Source organism: Helicobacter mastomyrinus (assembly GCF_039555295.1).
Lineage (GTDB): Bacteria > Campylobacterota > Campylobacteria > Campylobacterales > Helicobacteraceae > Helicobacter_C > Helicobacter_C mastomyrinus.
The window spans coordinates 1,042,161-1,062,846 of sequence record NZ_CP145316.1 but is presented as its reverse complement, the minus strand read 5'-3'; the positions used below and the strand labels follow the sequence as shown (position 1 = coordinate 1,062,846).

At 36.0% G+C, this 20,686-nt stretch carries 19 protein-coding genes; 14 read left to right on the top strand and 5 right to left on the bottom strand.

The features are described 5' to 3' along the window. Positions 1–64 precede the first annotated feature (64 nt). Entirely contained in the window at positions 65–2,383 is a 2,319-nt protein-coding gene (gyrB, locus tag V3I05_RS05320; protein ID WP_343352881.1) for a DNA topoisomerase (ATP-hydrolyzing) subunit B, read from the bottom strand. Positions 2,384–2,430: 47 nt separating this feature from the next. Continuing rightward, positions 2,431–3,501, bottom strand: a complete 1,071-nt coding sequence (gene dnaN, locus V3I05_RS05315) for a DNA polymerase III subunit beta (RefSeq protein WP_300450476.1) — start codon at positions 3,499–3,501, stop codon at positions 2,431–2,433. A 247-nt stretch (positions 3,502–3,748) separates the two neighbouring features. Here dnaN and V3I05_RS05310 point away from each other — a divergent pair, with 247 nt between their 5' ends. From V3I05_RS05310 to V3I05_RS05295, 4 genes are all read left to right on the top strand, one after another. Further along, entirely contained in the window at positions 3,749–4,864 is a 1,116-nt protein-coding gene (locus V3I05_RS05310; protein WP_343352880.1) for an ABC transporter permease, read from the top strand. Then, positions 4,861–5,640, top strand: coding sequence for an ABC transporter ATP-binding protein (locus V3I05_RS05305; protein WP_300450470.1), 780 nt, complete (start codon positions 4,861–4,863; stop codon positions 5,638–5,640). Before V3I05_RS05310 ends, V3I05_RS05305 begins: the two co-directional genes overlap by 4 nt. A gap of 331 nt (positions 5,641–5,971) precedes the next feature. After that, positions 5,972–6,739 carry an MlaD family protein gene (locus tag V3I05_RS05300; protein WP_343352877.1) on the top strand — a complete coding sequence of 256 codons (768 nt, stop codon included), beginning with the start codon at positions 5,972–5,974 and terminating at the stop codon, positions 6,737–6,739. Between the two features lie 9 nt (positions 6,740–6,748). Next, the gene (locus V3I05_RS05295; protein WP_343352875.1) at positions 6,749–7,348 is read left to right on the top strand and encodes a hypothetical protein; all 600 of its coding nucleotides are present in this window, start codon (positions 6,749–6,751) and stop codon (positions 7,346–7,348) included. Positions 7,349–7,521: 173 nt separating this feature from the next. Here V3I05_RS05295 and V3I05_RS05290 read toward each other — a convergent pair whose 3' ends face one another. Continuing rightward, positions 7,522–7,737, bottom strand: coding sequence for a hypothetical protein (locus V3I05_RS05290; protein ID WP_295700321.1), 216 nt, complete (start codon positions 7,735–7,737; stop codon positions 7,522–7,524). A gap of 230 nt (positions 7,738–7,967) precedes the next feature. Beyond that, on the bottom strand, positions 7,968–9,098 hold the full coding sequence (gene nusA, locus V3I05_RS05285; protein WP_300447088.1) for a transcription termination factor NusA: 1,131 nt from the start codon (positions 9,096–9,098) through the stop codon (positions 7,968–7,970). A gap of 185 nt (positions 9,099–9,283) precedes the next feature. On the opposite strand from nusA, the gene V3I05_RS05280 reads away from it, so the two are divergent. The 10 genes from V3I05_RS05280 (at position 9,284) to V3I05_RS05235 (ending at position 18,391) form a co-directional block, all read left to right on the top strand. Further along, positions 9,284–9,532, top strand: a complete 249-nt coding sequence (locus tag V3I05_RS05280) for an HP0268 family nuclease (RefSeq protein ID WP_295700325.1) — start codon at positions 9,284–9,286, stop codon at positions 9,530–9,532. 36 nt (positions 9,533–9,568) lie between these two features. Then, entirely contained in the window at positions 9,569–10,933 is a 1,365-nt protein-coding gene (gene miaB, locus V3I05_RS05275) for a tRNA (N6-isopentenyl adenosine(37)-C2)-methylthiotransferase MiaB (RefSeq protein WP_295700328.1), read from the top strand. Beyond that, a complete protein-coding gene (locus V3I05_RS05270; RefSeq protein ID WP_295700331.1) occupies positions 10,923–11,567 on the top strand; it encodes a lysophospholipid acyltransferase family protein in 645 nt (214 codons plus the stop codon). The genes miaB and V3I05_RS05270 overlap by 11 nt, the downstream gene beginning before the upstream one ends. A 77-nt stretch (positions 11,568–11,644) precedes the next feature. Continuing rightward, positions 11,645–12,664 (top strand): hypothetical protein, encoded by a 1,020-nt coding sequence (locus V3I05_RS05265; protein WP_295700334.1) that lies wholly within the window; start codon positions 11,645–11,647, stop codon positions 12,662–12,664. Positions 12,665–12,667: 3 nt separating this feature from the next. After that, on the top strand, positions 12,668–13,210 hold the full coding sequence (locus V3I05_RS05260; RefSeq protein WP_295700336.1) for a hypothetical protein: 543 nt from the start codon (positions 12,668–12,670) through the stop codon (positions 13,208–13,210). Next, complete coding sequence (locus V3I05_RS05255) at positions 13,210–13,791, top strand: hypothetical protein (RefSeq protein ID WP_343352873.1); 582 nt, start codon at positions 13,210–13,212, stop codon at positions 13,789–13,791. The genes V3I05_RS05260 and V3I05_RS05255 overlap by 1 nt, the downstream gene beginning before the upstream one ends. A gap of 17 nt (positions 13,792–13,808) precedes the next feature. Beyond that, positions 13,809–14,750: a 16S rRNA (cytosine(1402)-N(4))-methyltransferase RsmH gene (gene rsmH / locus V3I05_RS05250; protein WP_343352872.1), complete on the top strand. Its 942-nt coding sequence runs from the start codon at positions 13,809–13,811 to the stop codon at positions 14,748–14,750. Continuing rightward, complete coding sequence (locus V3I05_RS05245) at positions 14,743–15,081, top strand: hypothetical protein (RefSeq protein ID WP_295700343.1); 339 nt, start codon at positions 14,743–14,745, stop codon at positions 15,079–15,081. Before rsmH ends, V3I05_RS05245 begins: the two co-directional genes overlap by 8 nt. Positions 15,082–15,726: 645 nt before the next feature. Beyond that, positions 15,727–17,154, top strand: a complete 1,428-nt coding sequence (locus V3I05_RS05240; RefSeq protein WP_343352869.1) for a cytochrome c — start codon at positions 15,727–15,729, stop codon at positions 17,152–17,154. 142 nt (positions 17,155–17,296) lie between these two features. Next, positions 17,297–18,391: a DUF354 domain-containing protein gene (locus V3I05_RS05235; protein WP_343354235.1), complete on the top strand. Its 1,095-nt coding sequence runs from the start codon at positions 17,297–17,299 to the stop codon at positions 18,389–18,391. Between the two features lie 215 nt (positions 18,392–18,606). On the opposite strand, the gene V3I05_RS05230 is transcribed toward V3I05_RS05235, so the two are convergent. Further along, positions 18,607–20,613, bottom strand: coding sequence for a methyl-accepting chemotaxis protein (locus V3I05_RS05230; RefSeq protein WP_343354234.1), 2,007 nt, complete (start codon positions 20,611–20,613; stop codon positions 18,607–18,609). Positions 20,614–20,686 lie beyond the last annotated feature (73 nt).

The following is a 20,686-nucleotide window of genomic DNA, read 5'->3' as shown; positions in this document are numbered from 1 at the left end:
TACAATAATCAAAGAAACTTGAAAAATATTTTACTAAAGGTGTTTGTTTAAATCTTATATAAAATTACACATCAAGATGTTTTACATCTTTAGCATGCTCTTGTATATAGGCTCTACGTGGTTCTACCTCATCTCCCATAAAGAGTGTAAAAATCTCATCAGTATTGCTTTCATCATCAATTCTCACACGTAAAAGTGTGCGATTAGATGGAATCATTGTAGTTTCCCATAATTGATCTGGATTCATTTCACCTAAGCCTTTGTATCGTTGAATATACGCGTCTTTTTTAGCACTTTCTTCAATTTTTTCTAAAAATACAATTAAATCTTCATTATTTAAAAATTCTAAATTCCTTTGAGCGATTTTTTGGTAAATAAACCGTGCTTCACTGAAAAAATTATCTTGTGAAAGCTTATCATCAATATTGAGTTCTACAAGCCCTACTTTTGTCTGCACATAGAGTGTAATGCGTTCTTGACTGATATTTTTATTTAGAATGTTGCATTCTTTACTTTGGAGGAAAGATTCTATATTTTGGCTAAGTTTTTCAAGTGAGAGTGAATCTAAATGTGGATTTTCTACTAAATATCGCACAACTTCTATCATAGGATAGCGTTTCTCAAGCTCTTTGAGAATAGAACGATAATGTGAAATAAATTTAAGAATCTCTAAAAGTTCTCTATTTCCTATACCCTCGAAGCTAAAATTTTCAATGCCATTTTCGATGAGATATTCACTTAAAGTTCGTTCATCTTTAAGATAAATTTCTTTCTTGCCTTTTTTATAGCGATAGAGCGGAGGTTGAGCGATATAAATATGTCCATTTTCAACAAGCGGCTTCAAATAGCGATAGAAAAATGTCATTAAAAGCGTTTGGATATGGCTACCATCGACATCAGCATCTGTCATAATGATAATTTTATGATAGCGGAGCTTCTCTAAATTAAACTCATCGCCAATTCCACAGCCAAAAGCGGTAATCATATTTTTAATCTCATCACTTTTTAAAATCTTATCAAGGCGAGATTTTTCAACATTAAGAATCTTCCCACGCAATGGTAAAATAGCCTGAAAAGTTCTATCACGTCCTTGCTTTGCACTACCACCAGCACTATCACCCTCTACAAGATAAATTTCAGATTCTCTAGGATCCTTACTTTGACAATCTGCTAACTTACCCGGTAATGTCCCCACAGAAAAATTTTCTTTCTTACGTGTCAAATCACGCGCTTTTTTTGCTGCTTCACGTCCTCGCGCTGCCATAATGGCTTTTTGCATAATAGCTCGTGCTTCATTAGGATTTTCCTCAAAGAATTTTGAGAGTTTCTCATAAGTAAGCTTTTGCACGATTGGTTTTACAAAGGAACTGCCTAGTTTGCCCTTAGTTTGCCCTTCAAATTGGGGGTCAATGACTTTTGTAGAAATAATGGCTACAAGCCCCTCTCTCACATCTTCACCGCTTACTTTAGAATCTTTTTCCCGTGCAGAAGCATTTGCCTCGATATAATTCATGATTGCACGACTAAGCCCCGCACGAAATCCTGCCTCGTGTGTACCACCATCGGGTGTGCGGATATTATTTACAAAACTTAACACTTTTTCATCATAACCCTCATTATATGCAAGGGCAACTTCTATTTCACATTCTTGCTCTATGGTATCAAACCCTATAACTGATGAAATAAGAGGTTTTTTATTAATATCTTGTATAAATTGGCTTAATCCCCCATCAAAATGGTAATTTTCCTCTAATCCTATGCGTTCATCTTTGAAACAAATTGTAATATTATGATTAAGATATGCCATTTCTTTAAAACGAGTGATAAGTATCTGCGCGTCAAATTCTAGCACTTCCATTACTTCGCCATCAGGGAAAAACTCTATTGTAGTGCCGTGTTTTTTTGTATCTCCAATAATTTCTAAATTACTTTGAGGAATGCCTTTTGCAAACTCTTGGCGATAAATATGTCCATTTTTATTAATAGTCATAATAAGTCGCTTTGAGAGCGCATTTACCACACTTACACCTACGCCGTGTAAACCGCCTGAGACTTTATAAGTATCTTGATCAAATTTCCCGCCTGCGTGCAATGTAGTAAGTACAAGTGTAGCTGCAGGGAGATTTTCAGTAGGGTGAATATCTACTGGAATTCCTCGTCCATTGTCTTCGATAATTGCACTTCCTTCTGTTGTAAGTGTGATATTGATATGATCACAATGACCCGCCATAGCTTCATCAATGGAGTTATCTACTACTTCATAAATCATATGGTGTAAACCGCCTATATTGGTATCACCAATATACATACCCGGACGTTTACGGACAGCTTCTAAGCCTTTTAAAACTTTAATATTACTTGCTTGGTATTCTTTTTTTTCCATTGTGGAAGCTCCATAGAAGATTCTAAAAATGAATTAGAAAACTGTGATTAGAGAATCACGGGCATAATGACGGTTGAAAAATTTTCATTTATAACGACGAAGGGTGTATTTGGTTCATTGATACAAAATGTAAATTCATTACCATCAATTTGTGAAAGAAAATCTAAAATGTATTTAGAATTAATGCCTAGAGTGAGATTTTCAATATTAGTTGATACTTCAATTTGCGTAGAGGCTTCACCGCTTTCTTCATTAAGAGATTCAAAAAGCACTTCATTAGGAGTAAGTGTAATTTTGATGTTATTTGCTAGTGATTTGACAAATTGCAAAGCATCAATAAATTTATCTTTAGGAAGCACTATTTTATGCTTAAATTCTTTAGGAATGATTTTTTCATAATCAGGATATTTGCCATTGATAAGTTTAGTATAAAAAGTGTATTCATTGTTTTTAATAATAAGATGTGTAGTATTATGATAAATTTCAAAGTTATCTATAAAGAGTTTTAAAATTTCATTAATAGCCTTTTTAGGTATAACAAGTGGTAACGTGTCCACAGATTGGCTTTTATATTCAATAAGTGCAAGTCGTCTTGTATCTGTGGCGACAAAATTAAAGCCATATTCTTTAATATCAAGAAGTGAGCCGTTTAATTCATATTTAGGATTATTAGTATCTACAGCTGGATTGATTTTTTTAATAGAATTTAGAAATTTTGTGGATTCTATGTGGATTTTCTTGTTTGTGTCATATTCTGGGAATTTTGGAAATTCATCAGCATTAAATGTAGGAAGTTTTGTTTTTGATTTCCCTTGAGAAATATGTAAGATGGAATCAGAATCTTGTTTAATTTCAATTGTTACATCTCCATCTTTAAGATTTTTAATAATATCAAGGATTTGTCTACCATTTGCTGTAGCGTTTCCTTGAGATATAGAAGGTATGTTGATATGAGATTCAAGCCAAATTTCATAATCAGTAGCTCTGATGATTAATGTATCATTTTGCGCTTCAAAGTAGATATGTGAAGTGATTTGTGAGCGATCTCGTTTATCAAGGAAGTTTTGACAATTTGTAAGAACGCTTTCTAATAAGCTCTTTGGAAGTGAGATTTTCATTTGCGGTGTCCTTTAAATGATTTCTAGTAGAAGTAGTAGAGAGCGTGAAAAGGTGAAAAAAGCTTTCAAACTACTATTTTGCTTCAAAGTTGAGCGTGAATAATTGATGAAATTATATCACATATTTTCTTATCATTATATCTAATTTTTTTATATTTTGGTAGTTTTAGGTGGTCATTAATCTAGAATCTTGGAAACTTACAAGCTTTTGTTATAATCTTTGTAGTATAAGTTTTTAAGGTGTATGATGAGTTTTGAAGTAAAGGTTACATTAGATAGGATATATATAGAGCTTCAAGGGCGATGTGATTACACATTAGAGAAGAAATCACAGGTTGTTTTAAGGAAGTTTGTAAATGCTCACGCACATATTACATTGGATTTCACTCATACTTCATCAGTTGATTTTGTCTTTTGTAGTTTTATGTATGGGCTTTTAAAAGATAAAGACTTTGAGATGATAGGGGTAAATTCTCAAATAGAAGCGATGTTTGCGCTTATTAAACGAAATTTAGAGAATTCTAAAAACACGCAATCTTCTTTTTCACTACAGCTTTTTCCTATGGTGAAGTATTTTTTTATGAATGTTGGTAAGAAAATAATGCAATTTTATGAAACTTGTTTAAACTTCTTACAATTTTGTGGGACGTGTTTATGGTATTTTTCCCGTGCAGTAGTTTTTCCTCATCGTTTTAAAATAAATTCAATTTTTTATCATATTAATGAATCTGGTTTCAAAGCTTTACCTGTGGCACTTTTAACAGCTTTTATCGTAAGTTATGCGATTGCTTTGCAAGGTGTATTGCAATTAGAAAAGATGGGTGCACCGCTAATGAGTGTAGAGATTGTGGCAAAGCTCTCTTTACGTGAGATGGGACCTTTTATACTCGCTATTGTGATTGCAGGGCGAAGTGCCTCAAGCTTTAGTGCACAACTTGGAGTGATGAATCTCACAGAGGAGAATGATGCACTTAAAACGATGAATCTTAGCCTTTATGATTATCTTATTTTGCCACGCATTTTAGCTTTGGTGATTATTATGCCTTTGCTTGTGTTTGTAGCTGATGCGGTGAGTCTGTTTGCAGCAATGCTTGCGGTGAAAATGCAAACAGGCATTAGCTTTGTGCAGTATTTAGAGAGATTCTATGAATATGTGGGGATTAATAACTTTTGGGTAGGTGTGGTGAAAGCTCCTTTTTTTGGTGCAGCAATTGCGCTTGTAGGGTGTTTTCGTGGGCTATATGTGAAAGGTGATACAGAATCTATAGGGCTTGAGACGACAAAAAGTGTGGTAAATGCACTTTTTTGGGTGATTCTCATCAATGCAATTTTTTCAGTTATTACAACAAGGCTTAATGTATGAATATTATTGCAGTTAAAAATCTCTACACACAATATAATGATGTAATTATCCACAATGGGATTAGTTTTAATGTGAAAAAAGGTGAAATCTTTGGTATTTTGGGAGGGAGTGGCTCGGGTAAAAGCACTCTGCTAAAAAATATGCTCTTTTTGCAAAAGCCTACTTCAGGGGAAATTACTTTTTTTGGCGAGGATATTTGGGCTTTAAGAGAAGATAAACGTGATAAGATTCTTAATCGCTGTGGTGTGATGTTTCAATTTGGGGCATTATTTTCATCAATGAATGTGCTAGATAATGTAGCATTTTTACTCATACAAAAAAGTCAATATGATAAACAAACTATTTATGACATTTCAAAAATGTGGCTGGAATTAGTTGGTTTAAATGTATCTGTGGCAGAGAAATATCCTTATGAATTAAGCGGGGGAATGAAAAAACGTGTTGCCTTAGCCCGAGCTTTGGCATTAAGCCCAGACATTTTGTTTTTAGATGAGCCTACAAGTGGACTTGATTTGCAAAGTGCAGAGCGATTTGATATGCTTATTGTGAAACTTAAGGAAATACTTAAAATTACGATTGTTATGGTTACACACGATTTAGATTCTATCAAAGATAGTGTGGATAGATTGATTTTGCTTGAAGATAAACAAATTGTGTTTGAAGGCTCACTTAATGAGCTTTATAGTCAAATGTATCATAATCAAACGCAGGGTAAAATCTTCACGGGCAAACGTGGAGAACGTTTTTGGCAGAATTTTAAAAATGATAGAATATAGTTTCATATATCCTTGTATTCTTGCGTGATTTTACAAGTATGGAGAGAGTAATCTAACGAACACTTTGTGCGTATAAATGTTTCCATTATGGCATTTATTATGAAACGTTAATTTATACTTGCGAAGTAAGTTTTTAAGGTATAAAATCTATGATTCTCCCCACAAGTGAAGTATATCTTCACTTGTATAAAATCAATCGCACGGTAGTGCCAACCTCTTTAAAGCGTCGTAGGGTTGAGGGATATAAGGGGAGGGAGCGACTTTGCAATTTAAGCCCCTCCCTCTTAAAAAATAAAAAGTAGCGTAGAAATAATGAAAAAAGGAGCATAAAATGGAACGTAATGTGCAATATGTATGGATTGGAGCGATGTTTTTTATCGTCTTAATCTTTATGATTGCTTTTATTATGTGGCTTAATCGTTTTGAAATAGATTCTACAAAATATAAACAATATTACGCATATAGTTCAAGTGAAGTAGAGGGTATAGGCATAAATACACCTATCCGTTATAAAGGTATTAGCATAGGACGTGTGAAAGATGTAAGCTTTAAAAACATAAAAGAAGGCACGATACAGATTCAAATGCTTATAGACGCTCATTTAAATGTGCGAGAGAATGCAAAAGTAGTGATTAGCTCTCAAGGATTAGCAGGGGCGAATTATCTTTCATTGATACAGGGTGATGGTGGAGAATTAAGGGAAAATGCAGAGGGGAGGAAGGTCATTGAGCTTGATAAGGGCGGGTTTGAAAAGATTATCAATAAAGCAAGTGAATTAAGTGATGATATGAGTGTGCTATTAAAAAATGTCAATAGCACTCTTAATGAGCAGAATATAACAGAGGTTAATGCAATTTTAAAAGAAATGCGCTTGACAATGGAACATTTGCAGCATATAAGCGCACAGATTGATACGCAAACAAAAAATGGCGAGTATAATGTGCGTGAGATACTTACACCTACGATTTTGCAGCTACAAGCGACATTACAAGATATGAGTAAGTTTTTTAGAGAGGCTTCTATGTTTTTAGATAAAGTGGATAAAAATCCCTATGATAGCCTCTTTGGGAAGCAAGAACATAAAGAATCCAAAAGATAAGGAGAGCAAATGAGATGGATTATTTTAAGCGCGTGTATGCTATTTTTAAATGCCTGTGTTGATGTGAAAATTGTTTCATCTATTGATAAAATTACATATTTTAATCTCTATAATCCACAATCTTTTGAGAATACAAAAACTTGCAAGAAAATATCAAAATTAGCGATGTTTGATATATATGCCAATGCTCCCTATGATAATAGCAATATTTATATTTTTAATATGCAAACTTTGCAAGTAGATACATTATTTGCTAAGAAATGGATAAGCTCACCAAAAGATATGCTTAAGATGGCACTGCTTCTTAAGGCACAAGAGCAGTGTTTTGAGCTTTCAACCCCACCATTTGGGACACAAAAGATACATAAAGCCTTAAAGCTTTCCTTGCTTTCTTTACAAATTTTAAATGACAAAGGTAGCTATAAGGCACAAGTGAGTGTTTTTTATGAAATAATGGGTATGAAAACACATCAAAACAAAAGCGGTATGATAGAATCTTTAGTTCCATTAGATTCTATAAATGATGAATATATCGCCCTAGGCTTTGCTAAAGCAAGTGATGAGATACTTAAACAGCTTTTAAAGGTGCTTGAGGCATATAAAGGATAATCGATATAATGCTTTAAATGGACGGCTTTAGTGTGATAAAGCAGCCAAAGAAAAGATAGGTATAAAAAAGTATCTTGTAAAAGATTATATGCAATTTTAGCTTTTTATTTTACTTAAAAAGCAATACTTAAGGGATTTTCACCCTTTAGAGTTTGATATTTAAGAGCTTAAATTTAAAATTGAATTTCTTTACCCTTATCATCTTGTATAATCCAGCCTTTGGGTGAGGGCAAAATATGATAAGTTGCTCCTGTTTCTAAATCAAATACATAGCAGGGTGAGCTTTCTAACTCTGCTCTTTGCACGGGAATGACTTTAAGTCTCTCACACACTTCTTGCATATCTTCACACAGCGCACTAAAGCCACACATCATCAGTTTATACCGCATAGGATTCTCCATTTTTATTTGCAATATTGTCATTTGATATTTTACAAAAGGTATCAAAATGTCGTGGTTTTATGATACATAAATACAGGAAAATAAGACTTTGTCTTAGGTATTAAAGCGTATTTTCACTTTATATTTGCATATAATTTATTAGGGCTTAAGTGATATAAAGCAACTCCTGAAGTGAGGATACTACCATTTAAACCTATTTCCTGCCGTGTAAGAAATTTCTATGATTTAAAAAGTGAGCTAAGGGCATCAATTCCAAGTTTTTCGCTCTCTATTTTCTCTTCTTTATCTGGTGTGCGCTCACTTGCTAATTCCACAAGCTCAATATCACATTCACATAGCATACTTGCCAAGCGGATATTTACGCCATTTTTTCCAATGGCTTTGCTCTTTTGGTCGCTTTTGATTTGCACGATTGCTTTTGGGCGTTTATTCTCTGCACCTTGCTCTATTTTCACACTCATTACACTTGCAGGTGTCAAAGCCTTAGCCACAAAGATTTCAGGTGTGCTATGATACTCTACACAATCAATATTTTCGTTTGCCAATTCCTTGCTCACTGCATTGATACGCACACCTTTTACGCCCACGCAGCAGCCAATAGGATCAATCCTCGCGCTATTAGAATACACCGCAACCTTTGCCCTATCCCCCGGAATCCTCGCGCTCTTAAAAATAATCACCTCATTATCTTTAATCTCTGGCACTTCCATTGCTAAGAGTTCTTCTAAAAATTTTGGTGTCGTGCGTGAAAGCTCCACTTGCAAACCATTGCGATTAATGTTTACAAATTTGAGAATGGCTCGCACACAATCACCTACTTTGAATTGCTCGCCCTTAATGCGATTTTTCTGTGGCAAAATAGCGCGGATACTCTCAATTTCAATAAAAGTATTGTCTTCTTTATCTATGCCTACCACTTGCCCATTAACGATTTTACCCACCATAGCGCGGAAATTTTGCAAGATTTGGTCTTCAATGGAGCGTTGCAGTTGATATTCAAGATTCACAAAAAGCTTGTTAATTGCGCCTCTACTCATCGCCTCTAGTTGTATTTCGCAATCCACTTCATCATTTATTGCCACATCGCTTAGCTCTTTTGTGTTAGATAGAGGGATATAAATGGCTTTTTCTTCCTCATTGAGCTCCTTATCATCAGCACATACCTTCATACGATAAAATAGCCTTAATGTCCGCTCTTTGCTATCTTCTTCGACAAAATAATTATGATAGGGATTAATTTCTTCACGTGCAATCTTAACTAACCCCTCTTTGACAATCTCTAGCACCACTTGATTATCTAAGCCCTTGTCATAGGCAATCAAATCAATAATGTCTAAAATCTTTTCCATTTAAATCATATCTCCTAGTCCTATTGGATACCCTATGTGGCTGTGTGAGGCTAAAAGCTTTCTTAAAATACCATAAGGCTTATTAAAGAAGAATCTCATTGTAATGAAATTTTGCTTAAAGTTTCAAAAATATGCCTATTTTTAGCTATAATAACCGATTCTAAAATAATACTTAAGGAGATATTATGGAACTCAAACTTGCCAAAACCACACTTCAATCTAAAAGCAAAGCAGGAGCAAAAATCAGCTGTGAGGATATATTAAAAAAATGCACTCAAGGCACACATATCTTTTACTTTGACAAAGAAAATTCACATAAAGATATGCAAAAGGCTTGTAGCTTTTTCCAAAAAGCCGGGCATAGTACACATCTGCACGAAGTGCGTTATGCGCTTGACGAGGGAAGCTATATCTATGAGCTACATATTATTTAATTATCTAAAAAAGAAAAAATATTGACTACAAGGAATATGAAATTATTTATCCAAACGATGGGTTGTGCGATGAATGAGCGTGATTCAGCACATATGATTGCTGAATTGCAGGATAAACTGCAATATACCCTTACAAATAATGCCAAAGAGGCAGATTTGATACTCATTAATACCTGCTCCGTGCGGGAAAAGCCTGAAAAAAAACTATTTTCAGAAATTGGAGCATTTGCTAAAGAAAAAAAACAAGGTGCAAAAATCGGTGTGTGTGGTTGCAGCGCGAGCCATCTAGGGGCAGAGATTATTAAAAAAGCCCCGAGTGTGGATTTTGTGCTAGGGGCAAGAAATGTCTCTAAAATCACGCAAGTCCTTTCTCGCCCAAAGGCTGTGGAAGTGGATATTGACTATGATGATAGCACATACGTCTTTGCTTCGCCCCAAACTATGGGTATTAAAGCAATGCTTAATATCTCTATTGGTTGTGATAAAAAATGCAGCTATTGTATCGTGCCTTTCACGCGAGGCAGGGAAATCTCTATCCCCAAAGATTTGCTTCTCACAGAGGCAAAAAAACTTGTGCAAAATGGCGCAAAAGAGCTATTGCTTTTAGGACAGAATGTTAATCATTATGGCGTGAGATTTTCCCACCCTCACCCTAGGACAAACTTTACTGATTTATTACAGGAGTTAAGCCAGATTGATGGATTGTATAGAATTCGCTTTACCTCGCCTCACCCGCTACATATGGACGATGAATTTTTAGAAGCATTTGCTACTAATCCTAAAATTGCTAAGGGCATACATATCCCTTTACAAAGTGGCTCTAGCAGGATTCTTAAAATGATGAAGCGTGGATATGATAAGCAATGGTATCTCTCACGGATAGAAAAGCTTAAATCACTTCTGCCTAATGTCGGTATAGGCACGGATATTATCGTAGGATTTCCCACAGAATCCAATGCAGATTTTGCAGATACAATGGAGGTGGTAAAAATCGTAGGCTTTGATACGCTATATAGCTTTGTATATTCGCCACGTCCGTACACAAGTGCATATAGTTATGATAAAAGTATGCAAGTTCCACCCGAAGTAGCAAAGGAGCGTCTAGCGCAATTACAGAATCTTCATAAAGACATCTTACGTAAAAAGGCGCAGGAGGAAAAAGGGCGTGTATATGAAGTGCTAGTAGAAAATCACCGTGATGATGATATGCAGTGCTTTAGCGAGGGGCGCACAAGCCATAATAAACTTATTAAAATCATAGGCAAAGCCCTGCCTATCGGGGCTATCGTGCAGACAAAGATTACACATAATGAGGGCGGGGCGTTAATGGGTGAATTTATAAGAGAGCTTAGTCTTAAGGAAGCTTTAGAGTTTAATATAAGGGCGGCTAATGCTAAGTAGAGAGACAAAAAGACGCATTTTAAGCAAGATTCTCCCGCCGCTAATGTATGGAATCTTGCGACTTTTATATGTCTTGACACGACATAGATTCCACATCAATGAATATGCAAAAACACATAATTTCATTGGGGCTTTTTGGCACGGGGAGCTGCTTATGCTGCCTTTTTTATATAAGTATTTTCAAAAGCACGTAAGCAAAGAGCGCGATAAAGGCTTTTATATTGTGCTATCTCATCATTTTGATGCAAGTATTATGGCAAAAGTCTGCGCTATGTTTGGCTTAAAAAATGTGCGCGGCTCAAGCTCTAGAGGAGGGTTAAAAGTTTTAATAGATGCCTTTGGACTTCTTAATAATGGCTACGATGTAGCCCTCTCACCTGATGGACCAAAAGGACCTTATCATTCTATTGGCGATGGTGTGGTGGCGATGAGTCAAAAAACAGGCAAACTTATCATTCCTTTACGTGTTGTATGTAGTCGATACTGGGAGTTAAAAAGCTGGGATAAGTTTCGTATCCCTAAGCCATTCTCGCGAGTGGATTATTATATGCTTGATGGTTTTGTAATCGACAAAAATATGAATGTTGAAGATGCAAAAGTATTGGTGCGCACACACTTAGAAAAGGAACTTTAAATGCTTGTGTATTCCTATATATTGAGAGAAGTTTTACTCGATTCTAATAAAACTCTAAAAGAGCGAGGAGAATTGATTTGCTAAGATTTTTGCTTCGTCCATTTTTTTCTACAATCCTTATTGGTGTAAATCTCGATGGGAAGGTATGCTCGCTTCAAATTGTAGTGATGAAAAATAATAAAGTCAAAAATACCATCAATAAAGAATTTAAAATCGTAGATAAGGAGTTGCCCATAGAAGCAGCAAAGCTCATTAAAAGCTATAAACGTAAATACCCCTTCACTTATCTTAGTGCAATGAGTAAGACTTATAATCAAGGCTTAGCAAATTGCTCTAAAAAGGGCGATCTTATCAAATTTGGTGTCAATTCTAAAACATCACGTATTGTTGAAATGCCTAACCAATGGCTTTTTTATATTCAAAATCTCGCAGTAGATGAAAATCGTGTCAAATTTATTCGCGCTCTTGGTTTGGATCTGTTATTCTCTCCTTTTATGCTTGTGTATGAACACATCAAGAATCAGCTAGGCAACAAAATTAAGCTCTATGTATTGCAGGAACGGGCGAGTATGACGCTTTTTGTAGCTGATAAAAAAGGGGTGTATTTTGGTGGATTTTTTATGATAGGTGGAGAGTTGGAGCAAAGCGATGATGATAATAGCTCTATGACAGAGGTACATTCTTTTAAAGAGCTAAGTGAGTTGGATTCCATACTTGGTTCACTTGATGAGCTCAATGAAATTGGTGAGCTAGAGGATTTAGACGAAGAGCTTATACGCAAGGAGTTCGCACCTGATGAAGTGGATTCTCAAAAACAGCAAGAGGCTGAAATGTCTCGTTTAGAGGCTTTAAGAGATTTAGCACGTGCCTCAAATGCAGCGGAGATTCTCAAAAATTCTATTAGCGAGTTTTATAGCAATCCTATCTACAATGCCCAGTTTATAGAAACTATCGTAATTCTTGATACTTATGGTATCACCAAACAAGCCCTTGATCATATCCGCCAATCTTTAATGATTGATGTGAAAGTGCTTCCACTGAATATCCCTGAAGCACTTATTAGGCTTGCTAAAGCAGAGCTTGGTAATCAAGGATAAGATATGACTTATAGCTTTATACGTCCTAAACCTAAAAGTATTTTCAAACGTTATACAAAAATTTGGTTTTTTTACACAGTGTTAGCCGTGGTTTGCATATATGCTTTCGCACAAGCCCTAGAAAAACAAAGTATTGAGAAAATTAACGAAAAAGCTCAAATAGAAGAAACTATCCAGCATACAAAACTCAAAGCCATTGTAGTAAAAGACTATATAGAGCGGCTTGATTATGAAGTCAATCTTGGGGAGAAAATCCAAATACAAAACAAAATGCTAAAAGATGGGCTATCTAATCTCCTCAATCTCATTCCTGATCAAATTACAACAAAAAGCATAGAGCTAGATTACAATATGCTTGTGATGAAAGGCTTAACACCTTCAAAAGAAGTGTATAAGTTTCTTTTAGAAGCCCCATTACGTGCAGTTTTTACACAGACAAAAGTAGAGTTTTATCCGCTTATGAGTGGGTGGTTTAACTTCGTCTCTGTAAGCAAGGCAAATCCTTCACTCAAACCCCTTAAGCCGACTAGCCAAGGAGCGCAGTAATGGATAGTGATTTTCGCACAGATTGTACGCTTAAGAATCTTGCATTTTTTTGTATGTTTGTTGGTATTTGCGGATTTTGTATTATTAATATGCTTCTTCCTAAAATTACTGAATACAAAAAACAAGCGTTAGAGACCAAAAAATCAAGAACAACCCTCAATCAAGTCAATAAAGATTATCTCGCTATAGAAGCACAGCTTAAAACACTCTCTACCCAGTATTACAAAATTCTCTCAAGCCTGTATAATGAGGGTGATGAAGCAAAGCTACAAGATTTATTACAAAGTCAATTCAGTGCAGTAGAAGTAAAAAAATTAAATAGCACAAAAGAACAAGAAATCATCGATACTCGCTATCAAATCATTGGCTATGCCCCAGATACCCAGAGCATTGAAAATTTTATCCTATGGGTAAATAGTATGCCTTACTTTGCACGTGTGGAGCTGCCTATTAAAATGGAATTTGATGAAAAAAGCAAGCATATTTATTTTGTAATGATTGTTGGGCTTAAAAATTCTGCCTACAGAGAACATCAAATTATTCTTGAAAATCATTTGCGATTTGATCATTTTAAGTCTTAAAAATCGCTAGAATCACTATGCTAAAGCATTATTCCGTCTTAAAAAATGAGCTTACAAGAGGGTTAGAGTGGCAGGGTGGTGTGCTGCTAGATTGCACACTAGGTTTCGGGGGGCATAGCTTTGCCTTTTTAGAATCTAATCCAAACACACAAATATATGCCTTTGACAGAGATAGTTCTGCTATTGCTTTAGCCAAGGAGCGCTTGAAGGATTATGCCTCGTGTGTTTGTTTTTACCATCACCCTTTTTCACACGCGCTTGAAAGCTTAAGTGATGATGTGCTAAAGCAGACAAGAGGCATTATCGCCGATATAGGGGTAAGCTCTATGCAGCTAGATGAGGAGCATAGGGGCTTTGGCTTTTATTCTAAAAGTTTAGATATGCGTATGGATTCACAATCCCCGCTTAGCGCACAAAACGTGCTTAATACCTATTCTCTCGTGCAGCTAGAGACGATTTTTAGAATCTATGGAGAAATAAGACAAAGCAAGAAACTCGCTCATCTCATTGTGGAGCAAAGGCAGAAACAGCCCTTTGAAAGCTGCCTTGAATTAAGTAACTTGATTGAGAGGCACTTCCCACGTGTGGGTGGATTACACCCGGCCACATTAGCATTCCAAGCACTGCGTATTGAGGTCAATGATGAGCTAGGAGAATTACGCACTTTGCTTCAAAGCATAGAGAATGCGTTTGTTAAAGGAGTGTTGTATAATTGCAGGGTAGGTATCATCTCCTTTCACTCGCTTGAGGATAGAATCATCAAGCAGTATTTCAAGCAATGGAGTAAATCCTGCATTTGCCCACAGGAGCGCTATAAATGCGAATGTGGCAATAACCACGCTTTAGGAGAAATCCTTACTAAAAAGCCTATTGTGCCAAGCAAAGAGGAAATCGCTCAAAATAAACGCTCACGTAGTGCGAAACTGCGTATTTTTGCCTTAGGAGAGAAGTATGAATGAAACACCCTCTTTGCACGATATTATCTTGCCACATTCACGTGTGAATGAATGGGAGAAAGACGCGCTTTTAGAGAATCTCCCAAATAAAGAAGTAGATGTCAAGGAAACAAAGAGCTTAGGGTTTAAGGAGTTAAAAATAGCAATGTTCATTTTCTTAGCCCTGCTATTTTTGTGTGTGCCAAAAATCTATCTCTCTAATACGATTTATTACCTGAGTAAAGACATTGTGAGCCTACAAACTCAGCACGATATACTCCTTGATGAAAACAAACGCTTAAAACATGAGATAGAAACCCTCCGCTATCGCTTTTTGATTTTAAAGGAGTTTTAGCTTTGGCGCAGTCATAATCGAAGGTTTACAATTATTTTCTTGTGAGCTATTTATGACAAATAGACTAAAACTAGAGGATTTATTTAGATTATATCCCTCCTTAAAAGGCACTAAGTATACTTACATATCTAAGTCTTATATAGAGGAAGAAAAACAAAAGAGTTATTGTTTTAGAAAGTAACTTTTGCCAAAAATAGGCAACAAAAAGCATTTTCATTTACTTTACTTATCTTTTTTTAATAAAAAAATAAGTTGATTTTTCATTTCTCTCCAATAATACTCACGTTATAGCAATGCCTCTAAGTCCCTGTATGTCGGTAAAATTGCGACTAAACATTATTGATTATTTTACAAACTTATCGTTAAACTATATATTTAGAATATTTTTAAATATATAGTTTAATTTTAAACATAATTAATATATAATTTAAAGTATAATTAAATATGTTATTAAGATTCTAAGTCTGTCTCTTCATAATGAAGTTAAAAGACAAGAAGCATTGTATTGAAATATCATATTAAGTTATATGCGGTAAAAATCAGGGGCAGGGGTGCTTTATGTTTTATTATCAGCCATACAAGAGGGTTTTAACCCCAAGTAGTGGATGCAAATCAACCAAATCTTTTTTATTATGTGCAGCAAGTATGTTATATATTGCTTGTTTATGCTTTATCCCCACAGTATTATTGTCTAAAACTTATGATGAAGCCGTGATTACTTCTCTTAAAAATGGGGGCAAACTCTATAAAAAAGCTTGTGCCCAATGTCACGGTGGTAAAGGGAAAAGCATACCTCCCGGAGGAGCACTCCACGAACCCATTGCTGGTATGCCTTATGCTGTATTAGAGAGCATACTTTTGGGCTATCGGCAAGGTATGGGAGATAATGGTGGGGCAAAAGGGACAATGAGCGCAAGCCTTATGCGCTTTAAATTTACCGATCAAGATATAAGAGATATAGCTTTGTATGTAGAAAATCTTAAACCTAAAGAAAAAACAGATGAGCAAAAAGAAACGTATAATGCAGCCTTAGAGGGATATTATTATCAAGTGGCTGCATATAAAGGGCAAATGCCTCCTAGCATATTAAGTAAAATTGCCCAATATCCCTATATCGTGCATATGAGCGAGAGCAAAGGCGAAATACTCTATCGCTATCTTATAGGTGCCTATGCATATCAAGATCTCAAAAAAGATAAACAAGCCATAGAAATACTTACTAAACAAACCCATATTCAACGCAATATGAAACCTATGATTCGCCACGTAGATCAGACTCTTTTGTTGTCATTAGTTGATAGAGCTATAGGGCTCGTCGCTTTAGCCAAAGCCAAAGAAGTATTTGTGCAGCAAGCTCCTATTATACCAGATTCAAATACCCCAAATAAAGATAATACAAGTCACAACAGCTCTACAAGAACTCTTCGCAACAAAGAAGAGCAAACCAAACAAGAAGACATAAGCCAAAAGAATATCCCAACATATACAAATAAAGAAGATAAGAAAGTAGAAATTAAGCATAAAAAGACACAGGAGAAAGATTCTAAAGAAAATGCTCCAATAAAAAGTGAGCCCACACAACTCACCCAAGAGCATAAGAACGCCTCTATACGAAATCTCTTTGCAGACGATGAGCAAGAAAATGCACAATCTGCTTCAAACAAAAAGACTAAGAATCTCGCAAAGAATAAAGATGTTCTTACAGATTCTAAAGATACAGAGCTAAATGCCACAATCCATACCGATAAAAAAGCAGATATTAAAGAAAGCTCTTTGCCTTTTACATCTCACCTTAAAGAGGGATATTACTATATAGTAGCCACTTATGCCAAAGAAATACCCCCCCATACACTTAAAAGCATTGCCTCACATCAGTATATATTGTATCAATCAAATAATGGAGAGTATGTCTATATAATGATAGGTGTTTATAAAGATAGAAAGCATATGCGATTACATTTCTCTCAAGCCCAGAAGATGGCAGAAAGCATACATATTAAAAAAGGACAGCCAAAGCAAACTCCCCGACCAGCAAGAATGGAAAATGGAATCTTAAAGGAGATATGGCATTAAACGGGCTAGGAGTAAAGCTATCCCTTTTGTCCTAAAATAAGCTACAATAATATTTTACACAGCAGTATTTTAATCCTGCCTTATGGGCTTGAGCCTTGTTTCGCGCCCATAGCTTGATATAGATAGATTCACAGAGGTAAATATGATTTGGCTTGATATTATTGACCCAAAATATGTGATGTTTTTCAAATCCCTTATCCCACAGCTCCAATCCTTTGATGAGGTGATTATCACCACACGCAAAAGTGAGGGCTATGATGAATGCGCAAGGCTTTTAGGGCTTTTTAATATCCAAGCCACAGCCATAGGTGGCTATGGCGGAGAAAGTAAGCTCGGCAAGTTTGAATCTCGCCTTGAGCGGCAGAAAGGATTTCTCACACTTTTTGAGAAATTAGGCAAAATACCACGCCTTTTTATCACAGGTGCTAGTGTCGATGGGGTGCAATGTGCCTTTGGCTTAGGCATACCCATAGTGCATTTTGCTGATACACCTATAGCTGATGAGGTATTTAGCAAAGAGAAGCTTACTCTTCTCTCCCGTCTCACGATTCCACTCTCTACGCTTGTGTTTCGCCCTTTTATCGTGCCAGAGATATGCTATACGAGTGTGGGGCTGCTCCCATCGCAAGTTATATCTTATGATTTTATCGATGTGGTATTATGGCTACAAGATATGCCCTCTTATGAGCGGGATTCTAAGCAAAGGGGAGCATTTGTGCGTGAGTATGGGCTAGATTCTAAACTACCCATTATCTTAGTGCGGGAGGAGGAGTATAAGGCGCATTATGTGAAGCAAAAGCTGCCTATTATTTATGAGAGTATTCCATTGCTAAGTGATATGGCAAATGTGTTGATTATGCCACGTTATGAGAGCGATAGTCTAGAATCTGCCTTTAGCACATATAAGAATGTGAAGATTCTTAGAAATAAGCTAGAGCCAAAGGCATTTTATCCATTTATTGATGTGCTAGTAGGTGGGGGTGGGACAATGAATCTAGAAGCGTGTTATTTAGGTATACCGGTGATTTCTACACGTTCGCTTTTGCTTTTTCACGATAGATTTTTGCTTGATTTGGGGCTAATGTCTCACGCAAAGAGCGCATTAGAAGTAAGCAAACTTGCACAAAAATGGCTTACGCATACCCCTTTACGCAAAAAATGTGATGATGTGTTTGCTCCTAATGGCGCGGACTTTAGCACGATTTTGCCACATATTGCAAATTTTTTGAAACAATAGAATCTAAGAAAGTATTTTTGAAAATCATTAGGACTTAGGTTTATAATTTTTAAGAGGAAATCAGTCTAAGAATCTATCCCATTTAGCAGAAGATTTATGCTTAAAAGTTACATAGGAGTGTAGATGAGCATAAGCGCATATACACTCACACGATTTTATATAAGCCTAAGATCCTACTTGGGCAAGTGAGATTCCTCAAAGCACAAATGATAGGCTTATATCTTAAAGGTGCTCATCATTTCATCAAGCGTTTTGCTTTGTTCACCAAGAGCTTGGGAGTGATTTTGTATATTTTCACTAATTTCTACGATTTGATTCACGCACGAGGCGATTTTGATACCATTTTCCACGATAGCTGAAGCATTTTCATCTACTTTTTGTGCGCCCTCTAGGTTTTGTAGAGATTTTTCCATTGCTTCTTGCACCAATGAAGATAGAGATTCTATATTGGCATGCATCACTTGAGATTGCTCTGTAAGGCGAGTCATAGATTTAGAGCTATTTTCCATATCGGTAGAAACTTCATCTATGGATTGCAAAATAGATTGGATAATGCCGCTTGTCTCGGTAATAGAGTGCTGTGTGCGCTCAGCTAACTTTCGCACCTCATCAGCGACCACAGCAAAGCCTCGTCCGTGTTCTCCTGCTCTTGCTGCTTCAATAGCTGCATTAAGTGCTAAAAGATTGGTTTGATCGGCAATCTCAGTAATCGCTATAAGCACTCCTTGAATATTTTTTGCCTCATTAGCAAGAGAGAGTATCTTTTGCACATTTTCGTGCTCTTTTTGTGCATCTTGAGCAATCTCCTCATTGACGGATTGTATTATGTGCTTTGTTTCTCCCATATTGTTTAATACACTATCTAAAGCCTCTTTTGTTGCATTTGAAAGTGTAATATTTTGCTTTAAAATATCTGCACTTGCTTCGCCTATCTCGGTATTATCTTTAGAGATTTTGGCAATATCCTTGGTGTTGTTGTCAAGTTGGATAGATGTTTTTACAAGAGTTTGTGTGATGGAGAGATTATTTTTGATAAGCTTTACTACTTCCAAGAATACATCGTGGATATAGCGGATAAAGGCATTTACAGAGTGTGCCATTTTTGAAATTTCATCATTTGCAAGAATCTTTACCTGCTCTGTTAAATCTTTATTTTGTGTGATATAGGCAAGTTTGGTATTGACATTATTTAAACGTGTGAGGATATTTTTTACCACAAATACACTAAAACCAATAGTAAAAAGCAGCACAAAGCCATACACCACAAGCAATATTTCAAAAGTAGCCTTCAAGGAATCAAGTTGTGCAAGTGTGAGATTTCTGATGCGTGTGGCAATAAAGTCCTCTATATCTCTTAGCACATCAATTTTTGCTGTAATAGTATCAAACCAATGTTTCGCATTAATGCCAAAATCTCCTGTATGTCGCTTTTGGGTGAGAATATCACGCATTCTTTGCACTTCAGCAAAGCTTTTATCTTTGATGGCTTTGTTATAAACATTATTGCTTTCCTGTGAAGCGATAAATAAAAAAATCTTTAAAAAACTTTCTTGCTCGGATATAAGAGAAATCGCCTTATCATAAAGCGCATCGCTTGGTGGGATATTAGCAGCAAATATACCATTGATTGTGGCTCTCTCTAGCCCAGCCCTCTCCTTTGCATAAAGGAAGTTTGTATAAGCTATCATAGCTCGAGCTAAAATGGCATTATTGATAAGATTAGCAGATTTTGTAATGCCATCAAGTAAAAGTGCAATGGTAGAAGTGTAGTATCCTATTATCTGTGGGGTGATATTTTCTTGTGAGGTGATAGCGTTATCAGCTTTTTGCCTTGTTTGTTCTATTTTTAGGATAGATTCTAAGCCTTGCTGCAAAGTAGTGAGAAAGGCTTCATTTAAATTACTACTATTTGATAGCATATCTTGCAATGTCTTGATTTCTTTGTTTGTGCGTGTGCGCTGCTCTTTAAGCTCATTGCTAAATTGCTTCCCTTGAGAGACCACAAACCCTGCACTTAAACCCCTTTCCTTTTGCATTTCGTGCACAAGATCTGAAATTTGTTCAGAGATGCGAATTTGCTCTTGCAGCACCTTAACCTCGTTAATTGATGTGAAAGTTTGTGAAAGCTGCAAGCAGAGAAAAGAGATAAGAGCAAGAAGTGGAATGCCCATAAGAGAAACTATTTGAGTTTTAATGCTCAAATGCCGAAGTAGCGAAAACATAAATATCCTCCCCGTCATTGAAGATAAAAGGTGCATAAGCCTATCCTTATATCTAAAAAGTCTTTATTTTTTG